Here is a 19,979-nt window from a genome sequence, read left to right on the forward strand (position 1 = left end):
GTGGGCTTTATGCCTCTATTGGCAGCTCGCAATCCCGGCGCGGCCCGGGTCCCTGCGACTTGGTCGAGTCTTCAAAGTGTAGTTACTGAAACTGTGTTTACCACATTACAAAGCGAAACTTTATAACTCAGTCACTACTGACGTATTCCATTAGGCAGCGTCTTCGTCCTGGGGTTCCGCTTCCAGGCCAAAAGAGGAGTGCAGGGCTCGCACCGCCAATTCCAGGAATTTCTCTTCGATAATCACCGAGATCTTTATCTCCGAGGTGGTGATCATCTGGATATTGATACCAACTTCTGCCAGGGCGGCAAACATCTGGCTGGCAACCCCTGCATGGGAGCGCATGCCTACCCCGACCACTGACACCTTGGCGATCTTGTTGTCGGAGCGCACTTCGTCGGCACCGATCTCCCCGGCGACCTTGTTGAGCACCTCTTCCGCCCGGGGCAGGTCGTTACGACCCACAGTGAAGGTAAAGTCGGTGGTGTTGTCATCGGCGACGTTCTGCACGATCACATCCACTTCGATGTTGGCATCACCGATGGGGCCAAGGATGTGGTGCGCCACGCCCGGCATATCCGGTACGCCCAGAATGGTGAGCTTGGCCTCGTCGCGGTTAAAGGCGATCCCGGCGATCGTTGGCGTTTCCATGGCTGCATCGTCCTCAAATGTAATCAGGGTTCCAGGACCTTCCTGGAAGCTGTGCAGTACCCGCAGGGGTACGTTGTACTTACCGGCGAATTCCACGGCCCGGATCTGCAACACCTTGGAGCCCATACTGGCCATTTCCAGCATTTCCTCAAAGGTGATCTTGTCCAGCCGCCGGGCGCCGTCCACCACCCGTGGGTCAGTGGTGTATACGCCGTCAACGTCGGTATAGATCTGGCATTCATCGGCTTTCAGTGCCGCCGCCAGGGCCACCGCGGTGGTATCGGAACCGCCGCGGCCGAGGGTGGTAATGTTGCCGTTCTCGTCCACGCCCTGGAAACCGGCGACGACAATCACGTAGCCCTGGTCCAGGTCCGCGTGCAGACGGGCGTCGTCGATCTCCCTGATTCGGGCCTTGGTGTGGGCATCGTCGGTGAGGATCCGGACCTGGCTGCCGTTATAGCTTTTCGCCTTGACCCCGCGCTTGTCCAGGGCCATGGACAACAGGGCAGTGGTCACCTGCTCACCGGTGGATACCAGCACGTCCATTTCACGCGGTACCGGGCGCTCCTGCACCTCGTGGGCCAGCCCGATCAGGCGATTGGTCTCGCCGCTCATGGCCGACACCACCACCACCACCGAATGCCCATCGGCACGGAACGACGCCACTTTGTCCGCTACCTGCTCGATCCGCGCGATGCTGCCAACGGACGTGCCACCGAATTTTTGTACGATTAAGCTCATTAAGGCTCGCAATAACTAGCTTTCTACAATGCCCGGACCGCGCGACCAGCAATCAGGCCCGGGCAAAAAAGGGGCGCTATTAAACACCAGTTTGGACAAAATATAAACCGCACAAAGCCGGTAGGATTCCGCATCGGAGAGCTGGCCGGTGGCGGTTCAGGACAGCTGGGACTGAACCCATTCCGGCACCGCTTGCAACACCTCGGGCAGCGCTGCCACATCGCTGCCGCCGCCCTGGGCCATATCGGGGCGGCCACCCCCCTTGCCGCCCAGGCGAGTGGCAAATTCGCGCATCAGGTCCCCGGCTTTTACCCGGTCGGTGAGGTCCTTGGTAACCCCGGCGGCGAGAGCCACCTTGTCGTCGTTGACGGCAGCCAGCAGGATGACACCAGAGCCCAGCTTGTTCTTGACCTGGTCCAGTACATCGCGCAGCGACCTGGCATCGGCGCCCTCGACATTGGCAGCCAGCACTTTGAACCCTGCCACCTCGACGGCATCGGCGGTGAGGTCACTGCCGGCACCGGTCGCCAGTTTCTGTTTCAGGCGGGCGATTTCTTTTTCCAGTTCACGGTTTTCCGCGCGCAATCCCGCCACCTTGTCGGCCACGTTCTCTGCAGTACCCTTGACCACGTCACACACGGCGGCCAGCTGCTGTTCGGCAGCATCGACCTGGGCCAGCGCCTGCGCCCCGGTGACGCCCTCGATACGGCGAATCCCGGCGGCTACACCAGACTCGGAGCTGATGCGCATGAGGCCGATATCACCGGTGCGGGCCACGTGGGTACCACCGCAAAGTTCGACCGAGAAGTCGTCCTCGCCCATGGCAAGCACCCGCACCTCGTCGCCGTATTTCTCGCCAAACAGGGCCATGGCGCCCGCTTCCACCGCCTCGTCCATGGACATCAGGCGGGTGCTGACTTCGGTGTTGGCCCGCACCTGCTCGTTAACCATCGTCTCGATCTGCTTGAGCTCCTCCGGCGTTACCGCCTCAAAGTGGGAGAAGTCAAAGCGCAGCCGCTGGGAATCCACCAGCGAGCCTTTCTGCTGTACGTGATCGCCCAACACTTTGCGCAGGGCCGCGTGCAGCAGATGGGTGGCCGAGTGATTGAGCCGGGTGCGCTGGCGCAGGGAGTCGTCCACCCGGGTTTCCAGTACGTCGCCCTTGTGGACGCTACCCTGGAGCACTTTCACGTGATGCAGGTGCTGGTCGGATGCCTTGGTGGTATTGGTCACTTCCAGCTTCACACCAGCAGCGGTCATGTAGCCGGTATCGCCCACCTGGCCCCCGGACTCGCCGTAGAAAGGCGTATTGGACAACACCACGATACCGGTATCGTCGGTCGCCAGCGCAGCCACTTCCTTGCCGTCCTGCAGCAGGGCGGTCACCGTGCCCTCGCCGTGGGTGCTGTCGTAGCCGGTAAACTCGGTGTGGCCATCCAGCTTGAGGATATCGTTGTAGTCCACCTTGAAGCTGCCGCCCTCCTGGGAACGGGAGCGCTGTTCGGCCATGGCGGCGTCGTACCCGGCCATGTCCAGGCGCAGTCCCCGTTCGCGGGCAATGTCGTTGGTCAGGTCTACCGGAAAGCCATAGGTATCGTAAAGCTTGAATACCACGTCGCCGGGAATCTCTTCACCGCCCAGGCCATCCAGTGCTTCCTCGAGAATCAGCATCCCCTTGTCCAGGGTCTTGGCGAACTGTTCTTCCTCGGTCAGCAGCGCTTTCTCGATCTGCGGCTGCAGCTTGACCAGCTCCGGATAGGCAGCGCCCATCTCTCCGGCCAGGGGGGCCACCAGCTTGTAGAAGAAGGGCTCACTGGCGCCCAGCTTGTTGCCGTGGCGGATGGCGCGACGAATGATACGGCGCAGCACGTAGCCGCGACCCTCGTTACCGGGCAATACGCCATCGGCCACCAGGAAGGCGCAGGAACGGATGTGGTCGGCAATCACCCGCAGTGACTTGTTTTCCAGGTCAGCGGCGTCCAGCAGGCCGGCGGCGGCCTGGATCAGCGTCTGGAACAGGTCGATCTCGTAGTTGCTGTGGACGTGCTGCATGACCGCGGCAATACGCTCCAGGCCCATGCCGGTATCTACCGAGGGTGCCGGCAGCGGGTTCATGTTGCCGTCGGCGTCGCGGTTGTACTGCATGAATACCAGGTTCCAGATCTCGATGTAGCGATCCAGGTCGTCGTCGGGGCTACCGGGAGGCCCGCCGGGCACCTCCGGACCGTGATCGTAGAAAATTTCCGAGCAGGGTCCGCAGGGTCCGGTGTCGCCCATCTGCCAGAAATTGTCCTCCTCGAGCCGGGAAATACGCTCCCGCGGGAAACCGATTTCGTTGACCCAGATTTCCTCCGCCTCATCGTCGGACACGTGGCAGGTCACCCACAGGCGCTCGGGGGGCAGCGCCAGGGTGCCGGTGAGAAAATTCCAGGCGAACTGGATCGCCTCCTTCTTGAAATAGTCGCCGAAGCTGAAGTTACCCAGCATCTCGAAGAAGGTGTGGTGGCGGGCGGTGTAACCGACGTTTTCCAGGTCGTTGTGCTTGCCGCCGGCGCGCACACAACGCTGGCTGCTGGTGGCGCGCACGTAGGGCCGCGGGTCGTTGCCCAGGAAGGTATCCTTGAACTGGTTCATACCGGCGTTGGTAAACAGCAAGGTGGGGTCGTTGGCCGGCACCAGGGAGCTGGAAGCAACCCGGGTGTGTTGCTGCTTCTCAAAAAAATCCAGGAACGCTTCGCGTATCTCTACGGTCTTCATAATCGGTCTCGTTGTTTTGGAAGTAGCGAGCCTCAGCCCGCCATATGCCCTTCGGCGAATTTCCTGCCGGCAATGATGTGCAGGTGCAGGTGGAACACGGTCTGGCCAGCGCCCTCACCGTTGTTGATAATCAGGCGAAAGGCATCCTGCACCCCCAACTGCTCGGCGATCTTGCCCGCCGCCAGCAGCAGGTGCCCCAGCAGTTCCTGGTCCTCGGCACCGGCGTCGACCAGCCGTGGAATTGCCTTCTTGGGGATCACCAGCACATGCACCGGTGCCTGGGGGGCGATGTCGTTGATGGCGACACAGTGGTCGTCCTCGTAGAGGAACTCCGCAGGAATCTCGCCGGCAATGATCTTGCCAAAAATGGTATCAGCCATGGAATCAGCCCAGCTTTTCGTCGGCGGTGAGCTGGCGGGCTTCCGACTCGAGCATCACCGGGATGCCGTCACGCACCGGGTAGGCCAGGCCCGATGCCTTGCAGACCAGCTCGTCTTTTTCCTGGTCGTACTCCAGTGGCGCCTTGCTCACCGGGCACACCAGGATGCTGAGTAACTTCTTGTCGATCATCGCCTTCTCACGGGGTAAAAACGGAGCCGCATTATACGGGCTTTTGCCCCGCTTGGCATAGCCGCGAGGCGGCCTTTAGCCCCCGCTGCCGCTGGGCTCAGGCATGGGCGGCACCAGCAGCTGCGGGTCCACCCTTTCACTGCGCCAGCTCATGCGCCAGTCCAGGTGGGGACCCGTGGCCCGGCCAGTGGCGCCAACCTCACCGATCAGGTCGCCGGTCCGGATCTCCTGGCCGACCGCCACATGCACCTTGCTCAGGTGGAGAAAGGACGAGGACAGGCCATAGCCGTGATCGAGGATTACGGTGCCACCGGAGTAAAACAGGTCCGGCTCCGCCAGGGTCACCACCCCTGCCGAGGGCGCGTAGACCGGGGTGCCGGTGGGTACGGCCACATCGACGCCGTAATGGGGATTTTTCGGGGTGCCATTGTAAATGCGCTGACTGCCGTAAACCCCGGAGATCCGCCCTCTGGCGGGCCACTCAAACCCGGCGAGCGCGTTCTGCAGCAGGTCCGGCCGTTGCAGGCGCTGGCCCTTGGCGGCGCCTACCAGGGCGCGCTCGCGGCGGATGCGCTCCAGGTGTTCCGCGGACGGGGTGACGGTTTGCTGTGGCACACCCTCTACCCGCGAGATACGGTACTGCCGGGACTTGATCTCCAGCAGCTGTTTGCAGGGCTGGGGCCCGGTAACCACCAGTTCCGACCTGGGCGCGGCATCGCGGCCAAAGGCGGCGACGAACGTGCCACTGTCGAGAACATCCAGGACTTGCCCGTCGAGGGTAACGCGACTGCCGGGCGCCACGTCCCCCCAGATCAACCCGCCCTGGATGAGGTCACCTTCCAGCTGGGGGCAACTGGCCATGGCCTGGGTGGCAACCAGTGCGAGCATGGCAAGAAAAAAACGCGGCATGGGGAAATTCCGTTGTCTGGGTATAGCGGCTCAAATTATCACCCGCCCTGCCCTCGCGGGCAATGACACCGTCGCCCGGGGCTTTTAGAATGCACCCATGGGCAGATACCGACCACCGCGAAAACGCGGCTCACGTTACATTACGCCGGAGGGTGAGGCCACCCTGCGCGCGGAATTACATCAACTGTGGAAAGTGGAGCGGCCGCAGGTGACCAATGTCGTGCACGAGGCGGCAAAGAACGGCGACCGCTCGGAGAACGGCGATTATATCTACGGCAAGCGCCGGCTGCGGGAGATCGACTCCCGGGTACGCTTCCTGAACAAGCGGCTGGACGAGCTGGAAGTAGTGGACCGGGCCCCGGACGACACCAGCAAGGTGCGCTTCGGCGCCTGGGTGACGCTGGAGGACGAAAACGGCGACGAACAGCGCTGGCGGATTGTCGGGCCGGATGAGTTCGACCTCAAGGCGGGCAAGCTGAGCATGGATTCGCCGATGGCGAGGTCCATGCTGGGCAAGGGGCTGGATGACGAGGTCGTGGTGCGCAGTCCGTCCGGAGAACAGCTGTTTTACGTGGTGGGCGTTGAATACGCATAATGCATCCCGGCTTGCCCCAGGGCACCTTCTCTTGCCCTTGCAGCGCAATTCACCTTGTTCGCCGGGATGCAGCTGCTGACTACAGGGCGCAGATCAGAAATCCCACTGCACGCCAACAGAGGCTGTCAGGGGCTTGTTGGGACGGGCGCCGTCGGGCTGGCGGGATACAATGGCACGCTCATCCAGCAGGTTTTCAACCTTGAGGTATACCGTACCGTTATCGGTCAGCGCGTAGCGACTGATGAAATCCACGACCAGCAGGTCGTCGCTCTCGTCAAAGGCCTTACCGCCCTGACAGCCGACGGTCATACACATTTCGTCCAGGTACTTGACCACGGCGTAGTTATCCCACCCCTGGGGACCCACCAGGCCGAGACGCAGGCTGACGGTATTTTCGGGAATGGAAGCCAGGCGATCCCCGTCTTCAAAACCTTCTTCCGGATTGTCCTTGCTGATAACGGCATCGGTGTAGGTGTACACCAGGTTCAGGGGCATGGAATAACGCCCCAGGTCCAGACTGGTTCCCGCCTGCAATTCCACACCCGAGATCACGGCTTCACCGGTGGTAAATGAGCCCGAGGTTTCGCCGTTACTGCAGGGATTGGCGTTGGAACAGTTTTCTGACTTGTTGTCGAAGTCACTGTAGAAACCAACCGCCTCGACGAACCACGGGCCGCGATACCTGAGCCCTGCTTCGTAGTTGGTGCTGGTTTCCGGATCCTCATATTCCCGGGCGCCGCCGCCCAGGGGTGAGAAGCCCTTGTGGACGCCGGCCAGTACCTGCCAGCTGTCGCTCAGGTCGTAGGTAAAGGAGGCGCCCGGCAACCATTCATCGCCGCTGTTACTGCGGGAACTGTCGAGCACAGTGCGCTGCGGGTCAGCGTACTGGCGGCGGGACGATTCGACATCCTCCCAACGCAGCGCCAGGTTTACGTTCAGGGCATCGGTGACAGCCCAGCTGTCCACCGCCCAGAAAGCCGTGGCGTCCGCCTTTTCGACCCGGTTGTCGCCGCCGGCAGGCTCCTTGATCCTGTCGAATACCAGCTTTCCGTCAATCTGGTGGTAGTACTCGACCGGCTGGAATCGATCCATCTCGTCCTCGTGCACCCGCCCCCCCAGGGCCAGCTGGTGATCGCCCAGGGACCAGTCAAAGTTAAGCTCAACGCCTCTGGACTCATACTCGCGGTTATTGTGCTTGTACTGCAGGTCGAAGGCGTCAACGGTACCGTCCAGAACACCCTGCGCGATCGCGTCACCGTTATTGGCCGCGGCAACAAAGTTGCCACCGCCGCTGAGTTTGAACCAGTCGCGGGCGAACTTGTTGTAATAGCCGGTGGCGCTCATGGTCAGGCTATCGGTGAGATCCAGGCGATACACGAGGCTGTACCCCTGGTGATCATTGTCCATCTCATCCGGTTCAGACAGGCCGTAGCGTCGATCTTCATCGCGATCGAAATCCGCGTCGGTCAGCCCCAGGTAGGTCTCGTCGGACACTTCCTCGGAATACTGTGCCTTGAACAGCACACTCTGCCTCTCGGTTTCCCAGGCCAGTTTGACCAGGTAGTCACTGATGTCGTAACCGGTGTCCCCGCTGGAGCGGTCAATCTCCTTGAAACCGTCACTGCGACGCTGGGCCGTTTCCACCAGGAACCCGAAATCGCCGGCGCGCACCCCGTAGTTGGCGAGCAGGTCCGCCTCACCATTCTGGCCGTAAGCGAATGCGATACTGCCGCTGGATTCCTGGGGAATGGGGGTTGAAATCATATTGACCACTCCGCCGGTGGTTTGGGGACCGTAACGCAACAGGGGCGCACCCTTGAGCACTTCTACACTGTGCATACGGCTCATGGTTGGAAAATAGTAGGCGGCAGGATTGGAGTACGGAGCGGGCGCAATCATCACTCCGTCCTCCAGCAGGGTGATCTTGGAGGAACGCTCCGCAGTGGCGCCGCGTATACCGATGTTGGGCCGCAGGCCATACCCATCTTCTTCCTGGATATAGGTACCCGGAACCGTCTTCAACAGCTGGTTGATATCCCGCGCCGCCTCGACCTGGATTTGCGCAGCGTCAATGACCGAGCCGGTACCCGCCAGGTCGCGAGCCGCCTCCTGTGAGCCGATGATGGTCACTTCTTCCAGTTCCCCGGCAACCCCTGATCCGGTGTTGGCAATAGTCGCAGCGATGGCTACAGCAAGCATGTGCTTCTTCATTATTACGCGTTTCCCCTGTCTGAATGCGTTGCTAACTGAACGGAATGATAATAGGAAATATTCTTATTTACAAACTTATTGGTAATTATTCTCATTCAGGATGCAGGGGCATGGCTGGGCCCCGGGAACACCCTCTCCAGGGCCGGGTAGTCAGTCAGGCGACCGGTTGTGGGGAGGCATATTTGGGGTCAGAGCATATTTGGGGTCAGAGTAAAAACCGGAGTCAGCATCGAGTGTGAGACCGACTAAGCTACGGTTTTTACTCTGACCCCAAATATATCAGCGGTTGCGGCCGAGGGTTTCGTGGGCATCCACCCACTCGTTTTTGCCGGTATCCTTGTCCCGGCGGGTGGCCGCGCCGAGGGAGAGTTCACCGGCAACGACTGTGGCGGCGGCAATCTCAAGCAGTTTGTGGGCCTTGCCCTTACCGTAGCAGCCCATCAGTTCCAGGCACTCGCGCTGGGTTGCCAGACCGGTGCCGCCGCCGTAGGTCGCCATCACCAGGGCCGGCAAAGTGATGGAGAAGTACAGGTCACCCCTGCGGTCCACATAGGTGTAAACCGTGCTCTGGGTGGCCTCGCCGACACAGGCCGCGTCCTGTCCGGTGGCGATATACAGCGCCGCCAGCCCATTCACCGGGTGAGCGGCGTTGCTGGACGAGCCGGCGATATAGGAACTCATGAGGCTGATGGTCTGGCCATAGGCCATCTGCTCGGGGGTAATGCGCAGGACGCTCTGCAACACCTCCCGGGGTATGGTCAGTTCGGCGGTCACCCGGCGTCCCCGGGTGCCGAGGGAATTGACCGCAGACGGTTTCTTCTCGGTATCGAAGTTGCTGGACAGCATGTAGTGCCGCAACTGGGGATAATTACTGCTGATCCATTCACAGGCGACGTAGGTGGCCCGCCCGGTCATATTCTGCCCTGCGGCATCACCGGTGGTGTAGTTGAATCGCGTATTCACCCAGTTGTGGTAGACGTAGCTTTCAATGTCGACCAGTTTGCCCACGGATGTCGTGGATTCCGCCTGGGCTTTGACCTCGGCAAAATTCGCCTTCAACCACAGGGAAAAATCCCTCGCTTCCCTGCCAGTCCGGAATACGAAGGCGGGAGCCCGTTGCATCGCTTCGCCGCAAATTGTGGTGGTAATTCCCCCGCTTTCGCGAATCACCCGCATGCCCCGGTTGTAGCTGGCGATCAAGGTGCCCTCTATCGTCGCCAGGGGCACATAAAATTCACCCTGGGCATGCTCACCGTTGACCAGCAGCGGCCCTGCCACGCCAATCGGTACCTGGGCCACACCGAACAGGTGCTCACAGTTCCCGTCCATGGTTTCAGGGTCAAAGCTGAACTTACGGGTGTGGTCCAGGGAGGCACCGGTCTGCTGTTCCAGGAACTGCTGGCGCTCACTGATGATTTCGGCGCTGTAGTCGTTGTCATTACTGCGGGGGATCTTATTACTCATGACTGTCTTGTCCTTTGCGTCTCTGCCTGTCGACGATGCACTTTAACATCAGGGCAAGGCAGTTTGGCAACCGAAGCGGAAAGGCGCATGCTCAACTGACAGGGATCAGCCCGGGACAAAGCGTCGGGGGTCCGACGCTTTCGGGGACGGCATGCTAGGCCTGAGGAGTGACCAGGTATTTCTCGCCGGTTTTCATTGCACGATAGTCGAGCACGGCTTCCCGGGTCAGCATTTCCTCCAGGGTCACCTTGTGCTTGTAGGTGCTGGCAAAGGTGGACGTGAGTCCCTCCAGCACTCGCTGGCGCATGCGCACAACCGTTTCCATCCCCGCCCTTTGCAGGAACGGGGTCAGCAGCCAGCCTGACAGCGTCCAGCCAAAACCATAGGCGGGTGTCAGAATAGTCGGGCTGACATCGAGCCGCCCGTAGATGTACATCTTCTTGGCCTGGTCGGAGCCATAGCGCGAATATTCAGCCATCTTGCTCACCGCCACCTGTTCCATGGCCTTGAAGCAGGTATCGGCCATCTGACCGCCGCCAATCGGGTCAAAGCCCAGGTAGGCGCCGGTGGCCTCAATGGCACTGCGCAGCTGGCGGGTAAAATCATCGTCGGATGAATTGACGATATGCGTTGCACCCAGGTCGGAAAGCAGTTCAACGTGCTCCGCCTTGCGCACGATATTGACCAGGGGAATGTCATCTTCCTGGCAGATTCTGACCAGCATCTGCCCCAGGTTGGATGCCGCGGCGGTGTGAATGATCGCTCCCTGCCCCTCCATCCTGGCGGTTTCCACGAAACCCAGTGCGGTCATCGGATTGACGAACGCAGACGCGCCATCCTCCGGGGACAGGTCCCCCAGCGGCAGGCACATGGCGGCGTCGGCAAGACAGAATTGCGCATAGGCCGTTCCCGGAACGCAGGCGACCCGCTGCCCGACCAGTGCCTGTGCCGATTCACTTTCCCCGGCCGCAATCACCGTACCGGCGCCTTCATTACCCACCGGAAGCCGCAAGCCGTGCCGCCCCTTCTGCGCACTGTTGAAGGGCTCCGGCATGTTGGCGACGAACTTGCCGGGGGAATACTCGGCATTTTCCAGGTCGGCCCCGGCGGTGAGCAGGGCCAGGTCTGAAGGATTGATGGGAGCGGCCTCCATTTTCACCAGCACCTGATTGCCGGTGGGAGCCGCAAAACTGGTGTCTACCAGCTCTACCGTAAGTTTGCCGTCAGCAAGGGTGCTGAACAACTGTTGTCCGCTGGTCATGATGGTTCTCCTTTGAGTGTTACTGGCTGGTTTGGATTGGTCTGCACTACAGCATACTGTTCAGGCGATCTCGAATCACCGACTCGCATTCAGCGACCATCCGCTGGATCAGTTCCTCACAGGTGGGGATATCGTCGATCAGCCCCATCACCTGCCCTACGGTCCAGATACCGTCATCGACATCCCCCGCCTCAATGCAGCGCTCCCTGCCCCGGGCGCCGGATACCAGCGGCTGCAGGTCGGAGAAATCGGTATCGCCGGGCTGCGCCTCGATGCGCACCACCTCTTCGGAGACGCTGTTCCTGAAGACCCGCGCGGTGTTGCGCAGGGAGCGGAACATCAGCGTGGTCTGGCGCTCATCGCCCTCGACCATGGCCTGCTTCATATTTTCATGTACCGGAGCTTCTTGCGTGGCAACGAAACGCGACCCCATATTGACCGCCTCGGCGCCCAGCGCAAAGGCGGCAGCCATCTGCGTCCCGGTGCCGATACCGCCCGATGCCACCATGGGAATGCTCAGCCTGGACGCCGCCAGCGGCAACAGTACCAGGTTGGTAATGTCGTCCTCTCCCGGATGCCCGGCGCACTCAAAGCCGTCGACACTCACTGCCGCACAACCAATGCTCTGGGCCTTTAACGAATGACGCACCGAGGTGCACTTGTGAATCACCTTGATGCCGGCCTCGTTAAACAGCGGCATAAAGTCCTGGGGGCTGCGACCGGCGGTTTCGATCACCTTGATGCCGCTATCTACCGCAGCCTGGGCATATTCCTCATAGGGAGGCGGGTTTATCGAGGGGAGAATCGTGAGGTTGACGCCGAAGGGCTTGTCGGTCATGTCCCGGCAACGGGCGATTTCCTTCACCAGGTCTTCGGGAGTGGGCTGGGTCAGGGCCGTGATAATACCCAGTCCCCCGGCGTTGGACACAGCGGAGGCGAGCTCTGCCCGCCCTACCCACATCATGCCACCCTGGATAATCGGGTGTTCAATACCAAGCATCTCGGTGATTCGAGTTTTCATTGATCAGGTTCCTGCGAGCATTCGAGTAGGGGGCGCAGTATCAACCATTGAACGCCACCGGGGCAATGATGCCAGCGCACTTAAAAATAGACCTGAACTTACCGCGATCAGCCCCCTCGGGGGAGCGGCTCCAGCAGGCGGGCGACACGAGCTTGCAGTTCCGGCACCACCTCATGCTCAAACCACGGGTTGCGGCGCAACCACAGGGTGTTTCGTGGCGAAGGATGCGGTGTGGGGAAAAACCGGGGGCCGAAATCCCGCCAGCGACGCACCCGCTCGGTCAGCGACTCCCCGCTGCGTCCCAGGTAGTGATCCTGGGCGTAGCTCCCGACCAGCAAAACCAGTTCCACCGCCGGCAGCAACGCCAACAGCGGGTCATGCCACAGGCGGGCACACTCGGGCCGCGGCGGCAGATCACCCGACTTGCCTTTACCGGGGTAACAGAAGCCCATGGGCACGATCGCAATGCGGGACTCGTCGTAAAACACGGCCCTGTCGAGGGCCAGCCACTGGCGCAGCCGATCGCCGCTGGGATCGTTCCAGGGAATGCCCGAGGCATGTACCCGGGTACCCGGGGCCTGGCCGATGATCAGCAGGCGGGCGGAGGCGCTGGCGCGCAGCACCGGGTTGGCGCCCAGGGGGAGCTCCGGTTCACAGTGGCGGCAGTTGCGGACATCCTCCAACAGGTCTCGAAGTTGTACAGTTTCGGGGGCCATTTGTGCCATTCTGCAGCCTCGCAAATTGTTGGCTCCGGGCCGCCAGGCTGGTAATATCGCGCCCTTCACCAAGCCCCACATTAAACCCTTTTCTGTCCGCCGGAGCACCTATGAGCCGCCCGTCCCTGTTTGATCTGGAAAACCATGCAGATTTTGTCCAGCGCCACATCGGCCCCACCGCCGAACAGCAGCAGGAAATGGCCCGGGTGCTGGGTTACGACAGCCTTGACGCCCTGATCGACGACACGGTCCCGGCGGCCATTCGTCGCCAGGTACCCATGGACTTGCCGCCCCCGCGGACCGAGCAGTCGGTTATCGACCACCTGCGCTCCCTGGCCCGGCAGAACGTCGTCAACAAGTCCTACATCGGCACCGGCTACCATGACACTTATACCCCGCCGGTCATCCAGCGCAATGTGCTGGAAAACCCGGGCTGGTACACCGCCTACACCCCCTATCAGCCGGAGATATCCCAGGGCCGGCTGGAGGCCCTGCTGAGCTTCCAGCAAATGATTATGGACCTTACCGGCATGGACCTGGCCAATGCCTCCATGCTGGACGAGGGCACCGCCGCCGCGGAGGCCATGACCCTGCTGCAGCGGGTCAACAAGAAAAACCGCTCCCGACTGTTCATCGTCGCCGAGGACTGTCACCCGCAGACCATTGCGGTGGTCAAAACCCGGGCAGCGGTGCTTGATATCGAGGTACTGGTCGGCGACCCGGAGCAACTGCTGGCCACCAATGAGGCCTTCGGCATGCTGCTGCAATACCCGGGCACCCACGGGCATTTGCGCGACGTGTCGCCATTGATCGAGCAAGCCCACGAAGCAAAGACCCTGGTGACCGTGGCCGCGGACATCATGGCCCTGCTGCTGGTCAAGTCACCGGGAGACCTGGGGGCCGATGTGGTGGTGGGCAACAGCCAGCGTTTCGGGGTGCCCATGGGCTTTGGCGGCCCGCACGCAGCCTATTTTGCCACGCGCGAGGCCTACAAGCGCTCCACACCCGGGCGCATCATCGGCGTTTCCATCGACCGCCGTGGCAACCAGGCGCTGCGCATGGCCATGCAAACCCGGGAGCAGCACATTCGCCGGGAAAAGGCCACCAGCAATATCTGCACTGCCCAGGCCCTGTTGGCGATTATGGCAACCTTCTATGCCATGTATCACGGACCGCAAGGTTTGCGCCGGATCGCCGAGCGCATTCACCGACTCACCGCCATTTTCGCCCATGGCATGGCAGCCCTGGATATGGATCCCGGGAACGCACAATTCTTCGACACCCTGACCTTCGATGTCGGCGATGAGCAACAGGCCATCGTCGACCGTGCCCTGGCCAGCGGTGTCAACCTGCGCATCCTCGAAAACGGCCGCCTGGGTGTCGCCCTGGACGAAACTACCTGTGCGCAGGATGTTGAAGCCTTGTGGCGCATTTTCAGCGGCAAGGACGACGTGCCGGCCGCCGCTGCACTGGATGCAAACATCGACGGCTATCCGGGCATCCCCGAAGCATTGCAGCGGGAGACGGACTACCTGCAGCATCCGCTGTTCAACGACTACCACTCGGAAACCGAAATGCTGCGCTACATGCGCTACCTGGAAGACAAGGACATCGCCCTCAACCGGGCCATGATTCCTCTCGGCAGCTGCACCATGAAGCTCAATGCCACCACCGAGATGCTGCCCGTTACCTGGCCCGAATTTGCCGGGCTCCACCCCTTCGCGCCGGCCGACCAGACCAGGGGCTACCAGGCCATGCTCGAGGAGCTGGACCACATGCTGCTGGAGGCCACCGGTTACGATGCCATTTCCATGCAGCCCAATGCCGGTTCCCAGGGAGAGTACGCCGGACTACTGGCGATCATGCGCTACCACCAGAGCCGCGGCGATCACCAGCGCAAGGTGTGCCTGATCCCCTCATCTGCCCACGGCACCAACCCCGCCTCCGCCGCCCTGGCCGGCATGAAGGTGGTGATTGTCGAGTGCGACGAGCGCGGCAACGTGGATATGGACGACCTGAAACTGAAAGCAGAGCGTCACACCGAGGACCTCGCTGCGATCATGGTCACCTACCCGTCTACCCATGGTGTGTTCGAGGAATCCATCATCGAGCTGTGCGAGGTGGTTCATCAGCACGGCGGCCAGGTCTATGTCGACGGGGCCAATCTCAACGCCCTGGTGGGCATTGCCGCGCCAGGCAAGTTTGGCGCCGATGTCTCCCACCTCAACCTGCACAAGACCTTCTGCATTCCCCACGGTGGCGGCGGCCCCGGCATGGGCCCCATTGGCGTGGGCGCACACCTGCAGCCCTTCCTGCCCACCAACCCGGTCTCCCCGGTTCCCGGGCTGGATACCGCTAACGACGTGGTGTCGGCAGCGCCCTATGGCAGCGCCTCCATCCTGCCGATCTCCTGGGCCTATATTGCGCTGATGGGCGGAGAAGGCCTGGTGGAGGCCACCAAGGTGGCGATCCTCAACGCCAACTACATCGCCCACCGCCTGCAGGATCACTATCCCATTCTGTACACCGGCACCACCGGTAACGTCGCCCACGAATGCATTGTCGATATACGCCCGCTGAAAGAAGCGTCAGGCGTTACCGAGGAAGACATTGCCAAGCGGCTGATCGACTACGGCTTCCACGCCCCCACCATGAGTTTCCCGGTGGCGGGCACGCTGATGGTGGAGCCCACCGAGTCCGAGTCCCTGTTCGAACTGGATCGCTTCTGCGATGCGCTCATCGCCATCAGGCAGGAAATCGATGCGGTACAGGCCGGCAGGCTGGACGCGGCAGACAACCCGCTGGCCAACGCGCCACACACCCTGGCCGATGTGGCCGCCAGCGACTGGGACCACCCCTACTCGCGCGAACTGGCCGCCTACCCGGTGGAATCACTGCGCCGCTACAAGTACTGGGCGCCGGTAAACCGGGTGGACAATGTCTACGGTGACCGCAACCTGTTCTGCGCCTGCCCGGCCATCGACGCCTACCGGGAGACCGCCGATTAGCTGCTGCCTGGCTCCGGGAGAGACCTGTTGCGGTCAATGCGATTGAGGTAGTCCTGGTGGAATTCTTCCAGGGTCATGCCGGCATTGCGCAGGCGTTCAAGTTCCGACAGCTGGTACTGATAATTCTCTTCCATGCCCGCTGCCAGGGCGGCAAAACGCGGGTTATCGTGCAGAGGCCATAATGCGGCACCCGCAGGGCCGAATGTGCGGCCACCCCAGTAACCGTCTTCCACCAGGTCCTGCAGCATGTCCAGCGCCTTTTCCTCCTCGCCGCTGAACGCGGCGAGACGCATCAAATCGACTTGCAGATTGCCGCTATGCAGTGGGCTCGCCTGGGCAAGCTCTTCGGCCAGGGCCTGACGCACCTCCTCCGCTTCAGGCCGCTCCTGGCGTAACAACACCGAGAGCAACAACTCCGCCATGAAGGAGCGGAATGAGGAGCTGATTTTTCGATCGTTGTCGATCCAGCCCTGCCACAACAGGGACTCCGCGGCATCGTACCGTCCTGTCACCATATAGGTGGTCGCTGAACTGAGTTGATCGAAAATATTACCGCTGTCTGTCAGCTGCTGCTGCGACAGCAGCGTTTCTGCCGCCTCGTTATCACCCTGCAGGGACTGCGCAAGCGGCTCGAAGCTGCTACCGGCGATCAACGGGTGGGCATACAGGCCCGCGCGCAGCAAACTCAGCGCATCCCAGTTTGCCGACAGGGAACTGGCGGGTGCACCCCTGGCCTCCCTGGAGGCTTCGATCAGGTAAATTTCCCGCGCCAGGTCATTACGGTCAGAGTAAAGATGGATCTCGCTATCGTACGCCTGGCTTGCATTGATTGAATACATGCGCTCCAGCGCCGAGAACGCAGCATGGTCTTCCCCACTCAGGCCGTAAAGGTGGATAAGATCCCGCAGAACCATCGGGTGCAGGGGATCGATCAGGCGCGCTCTTTCCAGCAGTTTGAGAGCCGCCTCGGGACGCCCGCTGTAAGCGAGCAGGTTACCCAGGCCCAGTGTTGCCCCGACATTCTGTGGGTCCAGTTCAAGCGCCTGGCGGTACCACTGCTCCGCCGCGTCGTAGTTACCCAGGCGGCTCTCCAGGCGGCCCATGGCATGATGCGCTACCGGGTCCTGGGGGTCGAGCTCGAGCGCCCGTTCGATATTGGCAGCCGCTTCTTCCCGCGCTTGTTCAACGGCCACGTCGCCGCCAAATGCGCTGGAGGACGTCAGCCAGCTCATGGCCAGCCAGGACCAGCCCTGTGCATAGTCAGGCGCGGCACGGGTGACCTCGGCAAACTGCTGGCGCAACTCAGGCGTTGCCGCACTTGCCTCGTCGTAATACTGCTTCTTGGCCAGGGCGAGCTGCTCGAACACTTCCGGGGAGATGACAGTTTCGAGTTTCGACGCAGATGCCTGCTCCACCGCCAGGTGCGGCATCATCGCCCGCATGATCTGCCGGGCGATATCGTCCTGGACCTCGAAATAGTCGTCCAGTGGCCGATCGTACTTGCTGGACCACAGGTGCGCGCTGTCACTGGCCCTGATCAGCTGGGCCACCACGCGAATGGTGTTACCGGAGCGCTGGATGGAGCCTTCCAGCACCGCATCGACATTGAGTGCCTCGGCAACCTCGGCGATGGTCGGGTCCTTGTCGCGAAAGTAAAACGACGAGGTGCGCGCCGCCACCCGCAGTTCCTCGATAGCCGCCAGCTGGTTGAGGATTTCCTCCGCCAGGCCATCACCAAAGAACTGGTTTTCACGGTCGGAACTCATATTGACGAAGGGCAGTACAGCGATGGAGTCCAGCTGTTCATCAGGCGCTGCGGGTTCTGCCGGCGCGGCAGCGACCGGCACCTCGGGCGCTGCGGCCTCATCGCCCCCGAACATACCCTGCCTGTCCACCAACAGAATCACGATAGCGGCAGCCATCAGACCAAAGGTGAGCCGGGTCAACCAGCGCCCGGTATCGCGGGTTACCGACTCTTCCGGACTGACATCTTCGGTGCGCTTGATACCTTCCGGGGTCATTTCGAACGCCCAGGCGAACAACAGCGCAAAGGGCAGGCCGATCACGCCGAACCAGGTCACCACGCCGAGAGTCCAGTCCGGCAGGCGCAACGCTGGGGCGACGGTGTCGGTAATCTGGATGACGAGCCAGCCCAGCACACAGTAGGCCATGCCCACGCGAAATACGTTTCTACGTTTAAGCTCGGTAAAAAAAGCAGCCACTGTTACCCCCGGGGTCGACCCCGTAAGTAAAGCAGATAGCCCCTGGGGACTCAATCTCCGTGGTGGGGACCAGTCAACTCAGTTAATCACCAGCACGTCCGCGCCAGTGTGATCGAGCACCTTCTCGGCGGTGTTACCCACCACCCGACCCTTGATGCCGTCGCGCCCCACGGTTCCGATGATGATCAGGTCGGCCTTGATGCTATCCGCCAGTTCACTGATCACAGGTGCGGGCGCACCTTTCACCACGTGCACGTGCTCTGGTGGCGCACCGCAGGTACCGGCCAATTGCTCGGGATCGGGAGGGTGATTGCTGTCGTGGTAGGCGGTAACGAAATGGGCATCGGACCCATAGGCCTCAGTCAGGTTCTGGGTAAAACTGATAATAAGATGGTTGAGCTTGATGTGCGCCGCGTCTGTTGACTCGCTGTTTATCGCCGCCAATACCCGCCGGTGCTGCCAGTCGCGGATATTTTTGACCAGCAGTACGGGACAGGGGGAGAAACGCAGTAGCGTAAAATCGGATGTCGGGCGCAACTCTCGCTGCACATCGCTGTGTTCAAAGGAGTTCTTGAAGATCATCGAGGCGGAACAGCGGGCAGCGGCCCGCACGGCCGACTGGCTCCAGTCACCACCGCATTCCACTTCCGGCACCGCCTCTACGCCCGCATCCTGGCAGCGTTGCAAAAACAGGTCCAGGCGTTTGCCGATGGCCTTTACTTCGGTCGCAACGACATCGCCTGCCCCCATATCGCTGACACAGGCGTAGAGATGTAATCGCGTTCCGGTCATCCGGGCTGACTGCAGGGCTCGCTCGAAGGCCGGCTGGGCCTCAACGGTGGGATCAATAATGACAAATATCTTGTTAAGTACCATCTTGTTATAGCGCCTTTCCAGGTACGGGGAAGCGTCAGTGTGCTATCCGGATTCAGTGCGCGACATGACCCGGATCAAGATTGCAGCAGGCAGGGCTATATCGGGGCCTCAATCAGGGGGCTGGTTGGGACCTCGGGGCCGGGCTAATCCTGCTCGGCCAGGCCGAGAGCCTCCAGGGCATAGTCCAGCGCGGACAGGGCGTCCACCCGGACACTGTAGGCCTCGAGGAACAGCTTGCCGACCACAACACCCTCCGGATTGACGATAATGGTGCCGGGATAGGGAATCCCGTAGGCATCATCCCCCGGCTGGTAGGACTTGTTGAGAATGCCCAGCGTCTTGAAGCTCAGGGTGTCCACGTCGTGCAGAACAGGATACTCGATGCCCCACTTGTCGATAAATGCCTGCTGCAATACCGGTTCATCGTAGGTCATGGCCACAATCCCGATACCCGCCTCATCGTAGGCGGCCTTGTGTTCCTGCAACTGGATCATCTGCTTCATGCAGTAGGGGCACCAGTCGGCTGAGCGGGTGGCGACGAACACCGTACCCCGGTCACCGGCAAATTCATCCAGCAGGCGCACCTGCCGGCCCTGCCAGGTCGCGGTGACACCGGGAAAGTTGGAGCCGATGGCAGGCCCCGGGTCGAAGGCGTCATTATCCACCACCACAAACATGTCGCGGGTGACCTCGTCGTAGGCCATTTCTTTCAGCGGGGCGCGAAACACGTATATCGCTACCGCCAGGAGTGCCATAACGGACAGAAATATCAGAAGTTTTTTCATGTAAAACAATCACCTACGAAAAATATCGGCAAGCGGACCTGAGAAATATTACCACTATTAACCTTTCAACTGCGGGCCTCAGACGCATAAGTTAACCCGTGTGCCAGAAAAAACAGGTACGTCCGACCAGCGCCCACCCATAAAGAGGCGGGAATACGGACCCAACAAATCAAAAAATACATAGAGGGAATA

At 61.2% G+C, this 19,979-nt stretch carries 15 protein-coding genes; 2 read left to right on the forward strand and 13 right to left on the reverse strand.

The features are described 5' to 3' along the window. Window positions 1-150: 150 nt before the first annotated feature. The 5 genes from E2F43_RS00335 to E2F43_RS00355 form a co-directional block, all read right to left on the reverse strand. Entirely contained in the window at window positions 151-1,392 is a 1,242-nt protein-coding gene (locus E2F43_RS00335) for an aspartate kinase (protein WP_133208890.1), read from the reverse strand. Between the two features lie 156 nt (window positions 1,393-1,548). Continuing rightward, window positions 1,549-4,149, reverse strand: a complete 2,601-nt coding sequence (gene alaS / locus E2F43_RS00340) for an alanine--tRNA ligase (RefSeq protein ID WP_133208891.1) — start codon at window positions 4,147-4,149, stop codon at window positions 1,549-1,551. Window positions 4,150-4,181: 32 nt separating this feature from the next. Then, complete coding sequence (locus E2F43_RS00345; protein ID WP_133208892.1) at window positions 4,182-4,529, reverse strand: histidine triad nucleotide-binding protein; 348 nt, start codon at window positions 4,527-4,529, stop codon at window positions 4,182-4,184. 4 nt (window positions 4,530-4,533) lie between these two features. Continuing rightward, the gene (locus E2F43_RS00350) at window positions 4,534-4,719 is read right to left on the reverse strand and encodes a Trm112 family protein (protein ID WP_117954053.1); all 186 of its coding nucleotides are present in this window, start codon (window positions 4,717-4,719) and stop codon (window positions 4,534-4,536) included. A gap of 75 nt (window positions 4,720-4,794) precedes the next feature. After that, window positions 4,795-5,628 carry a M23 family metallopeptidase gene (locus E2F43_RS00355; protein ID WP_133208893.1) on the reverse strand — a complete coding sequence of 278 codons (834 nt, stop codon included), beginning with the start codon at window positions 5,626-5,628 and terminating at the stop codon, window positions 4,795-4,797. Window positions 5,629-5,725: 97 nt separating this feature from the next. On the opposite strand from E2F43_RS00355, the gene greB reads away from it, so the two are divergent. Next, window positions 5,726-6,223, forward strand: a complete 498-nt coding sequence (greB, locus tag E2F43_RS00360; protein WP_133208894.1) for a transcription elongation factor GreB — start codon at window positions 5,726-5,728, stop codon at window positions 6,221-6,223. Between the two features lie 93 nt (window positions 6,224-6,316). Here greB and E2F43_RS00365 read toward each other — a convergent pair whose 3' ends face one another. The 5 genes from E2F43_RS00365 to E2F43_RS00385 form a co-directional block, all read right to left on the reverse strand. Continuing rightward, window positions 6,317-8,434, reverse strand: coding sequence for a TonB-dependent receptor family protein (locus tag E2F43_RS00365; protein ID WP_133208895.1), 2,118 nt, complete (start codon window positions 8,432-8,434; stop codon window positions 6,317-6,319). A gap of 279 nt (window positions 8,435-8,713) precedes the next feature. Beyond that, window positions 8,714-9,898 carry a hydroxymethylglutaryl-CoA reductase gene (locus tag E2F43_RS00370; protein ID WP_133208896.1) on the reverse strand — a complete coding sequence of 395 codons (1,185 nt, stop codon included), beginning with the start codon at window positions 9,896-9,898 and terminating at the stop codon, window positions 8,714-8,716. 154 nt (window positions 9,899-10,052) lie between these two features. Continuing rightward, window positions 10,053-11,159 carry a zinc-binding dehydrogenase gene (locus E2F43_RS00375; protein WP_133208897.1) on the reverse strand — a complete coding sequence of 369 codons (1,107 nt, stop codon included), beginning with the start codon at window positions 11,157-11,159 and terminating at the stop codon, window positions 10,053-10,055. Between the two features lie 46 nt (window positions 11,160-11,205). Then, entirely contained in the window at window positions 11,206-12,180 is a 975-nt protein-coding gene (locus E2F43_RS00380) for an NAD(P)H-dependent flavin oxidoreductase (protein ID WP_133208898.1), read from the reverse strand. A 107-nt stretch (window positions 12,181-12,287) separates the two neighbouring features. Then, on the reverse strand, window positions 12,288-12,896 hold the full coding sequence (locus E2F43_RS00385; protein WP_133208899.1) for a uracil-DNA glycosylase family protein: 609 nt from the start codon (window positions 12,894-12,896) through the stop codon (window positions 12,288-12,290). Window positions 12,897-13,006: 110 nt separating this feature from the next. Here E2F43_RS00385 and gcvP point away from each other — a divergent pair, with 110 nt between their 5' ends. Next, window positions 13,007-15,904: an aminomethyl-transferring glycine dehydrogenase gene (gene gcvP, locus E2F43_RS00390; protein ID WP_133208900.1), complete on the forward strand. Its 2,898-nt coding sequence runs from the start codon at window positions 13,007-13,009 to the stop codon at window positions 15,902-15,904. On the opposite strand, the gene E2F43_RS00395 is transcribed toward gcvP, so the two are convergent. From E2F43_RS00395 to E2F43_RS00405, 3 genes are all read right to left on the reverse strand, one after another. Then, window positions 15,901-18,126: a tetratricopeptide repeat protein gene (locus tag E2F43_RS00395; RefSeq protein ID WP_133208901.1), complete on the reverse strand. Its 2,226-nt coding sequence runs from the start codon at window positions 18,124-18,126 to the stop codon at window positions 15,901-15,903. The two genes, gcvP and E2F43_RS00395, sit on opposite strands and share 4 nt — an antisense overlap. A gap of 78 nt (window positions 18,127-18,204) precedes the next feature. Next, entirely contained in the window at window positions 18,205-19,002 is a 798-nt protein-coding gene (locus E2F43_RS00400; protein WP_133208902.1) for a universal stress protein, read from the reverse strand. A 143-nt stretch (window positions 19,003-19,145) separates the two neighbouring features. Further along, entirely contained in the window at window positions 19,146-19,787 is a 642-nt protein-coding gene (locus E2F43_RS00405) for a peroxiredoxin family protein (protein WP_133208903.1), read from the reverse strand. Window positions 19,788-19,979: the final 192 nt, after the last annotated feature.

This window comes from Seongchinamella unica (assembly GCF_004354085.1).
In the GTDB taxonomy this organism is placed as follows: Bacteria; Pseudomonadota; Gammaproteobacteria; order Pseudomonadales; family Halieaceae; genus Halioglobus; species Halioglobus unicus.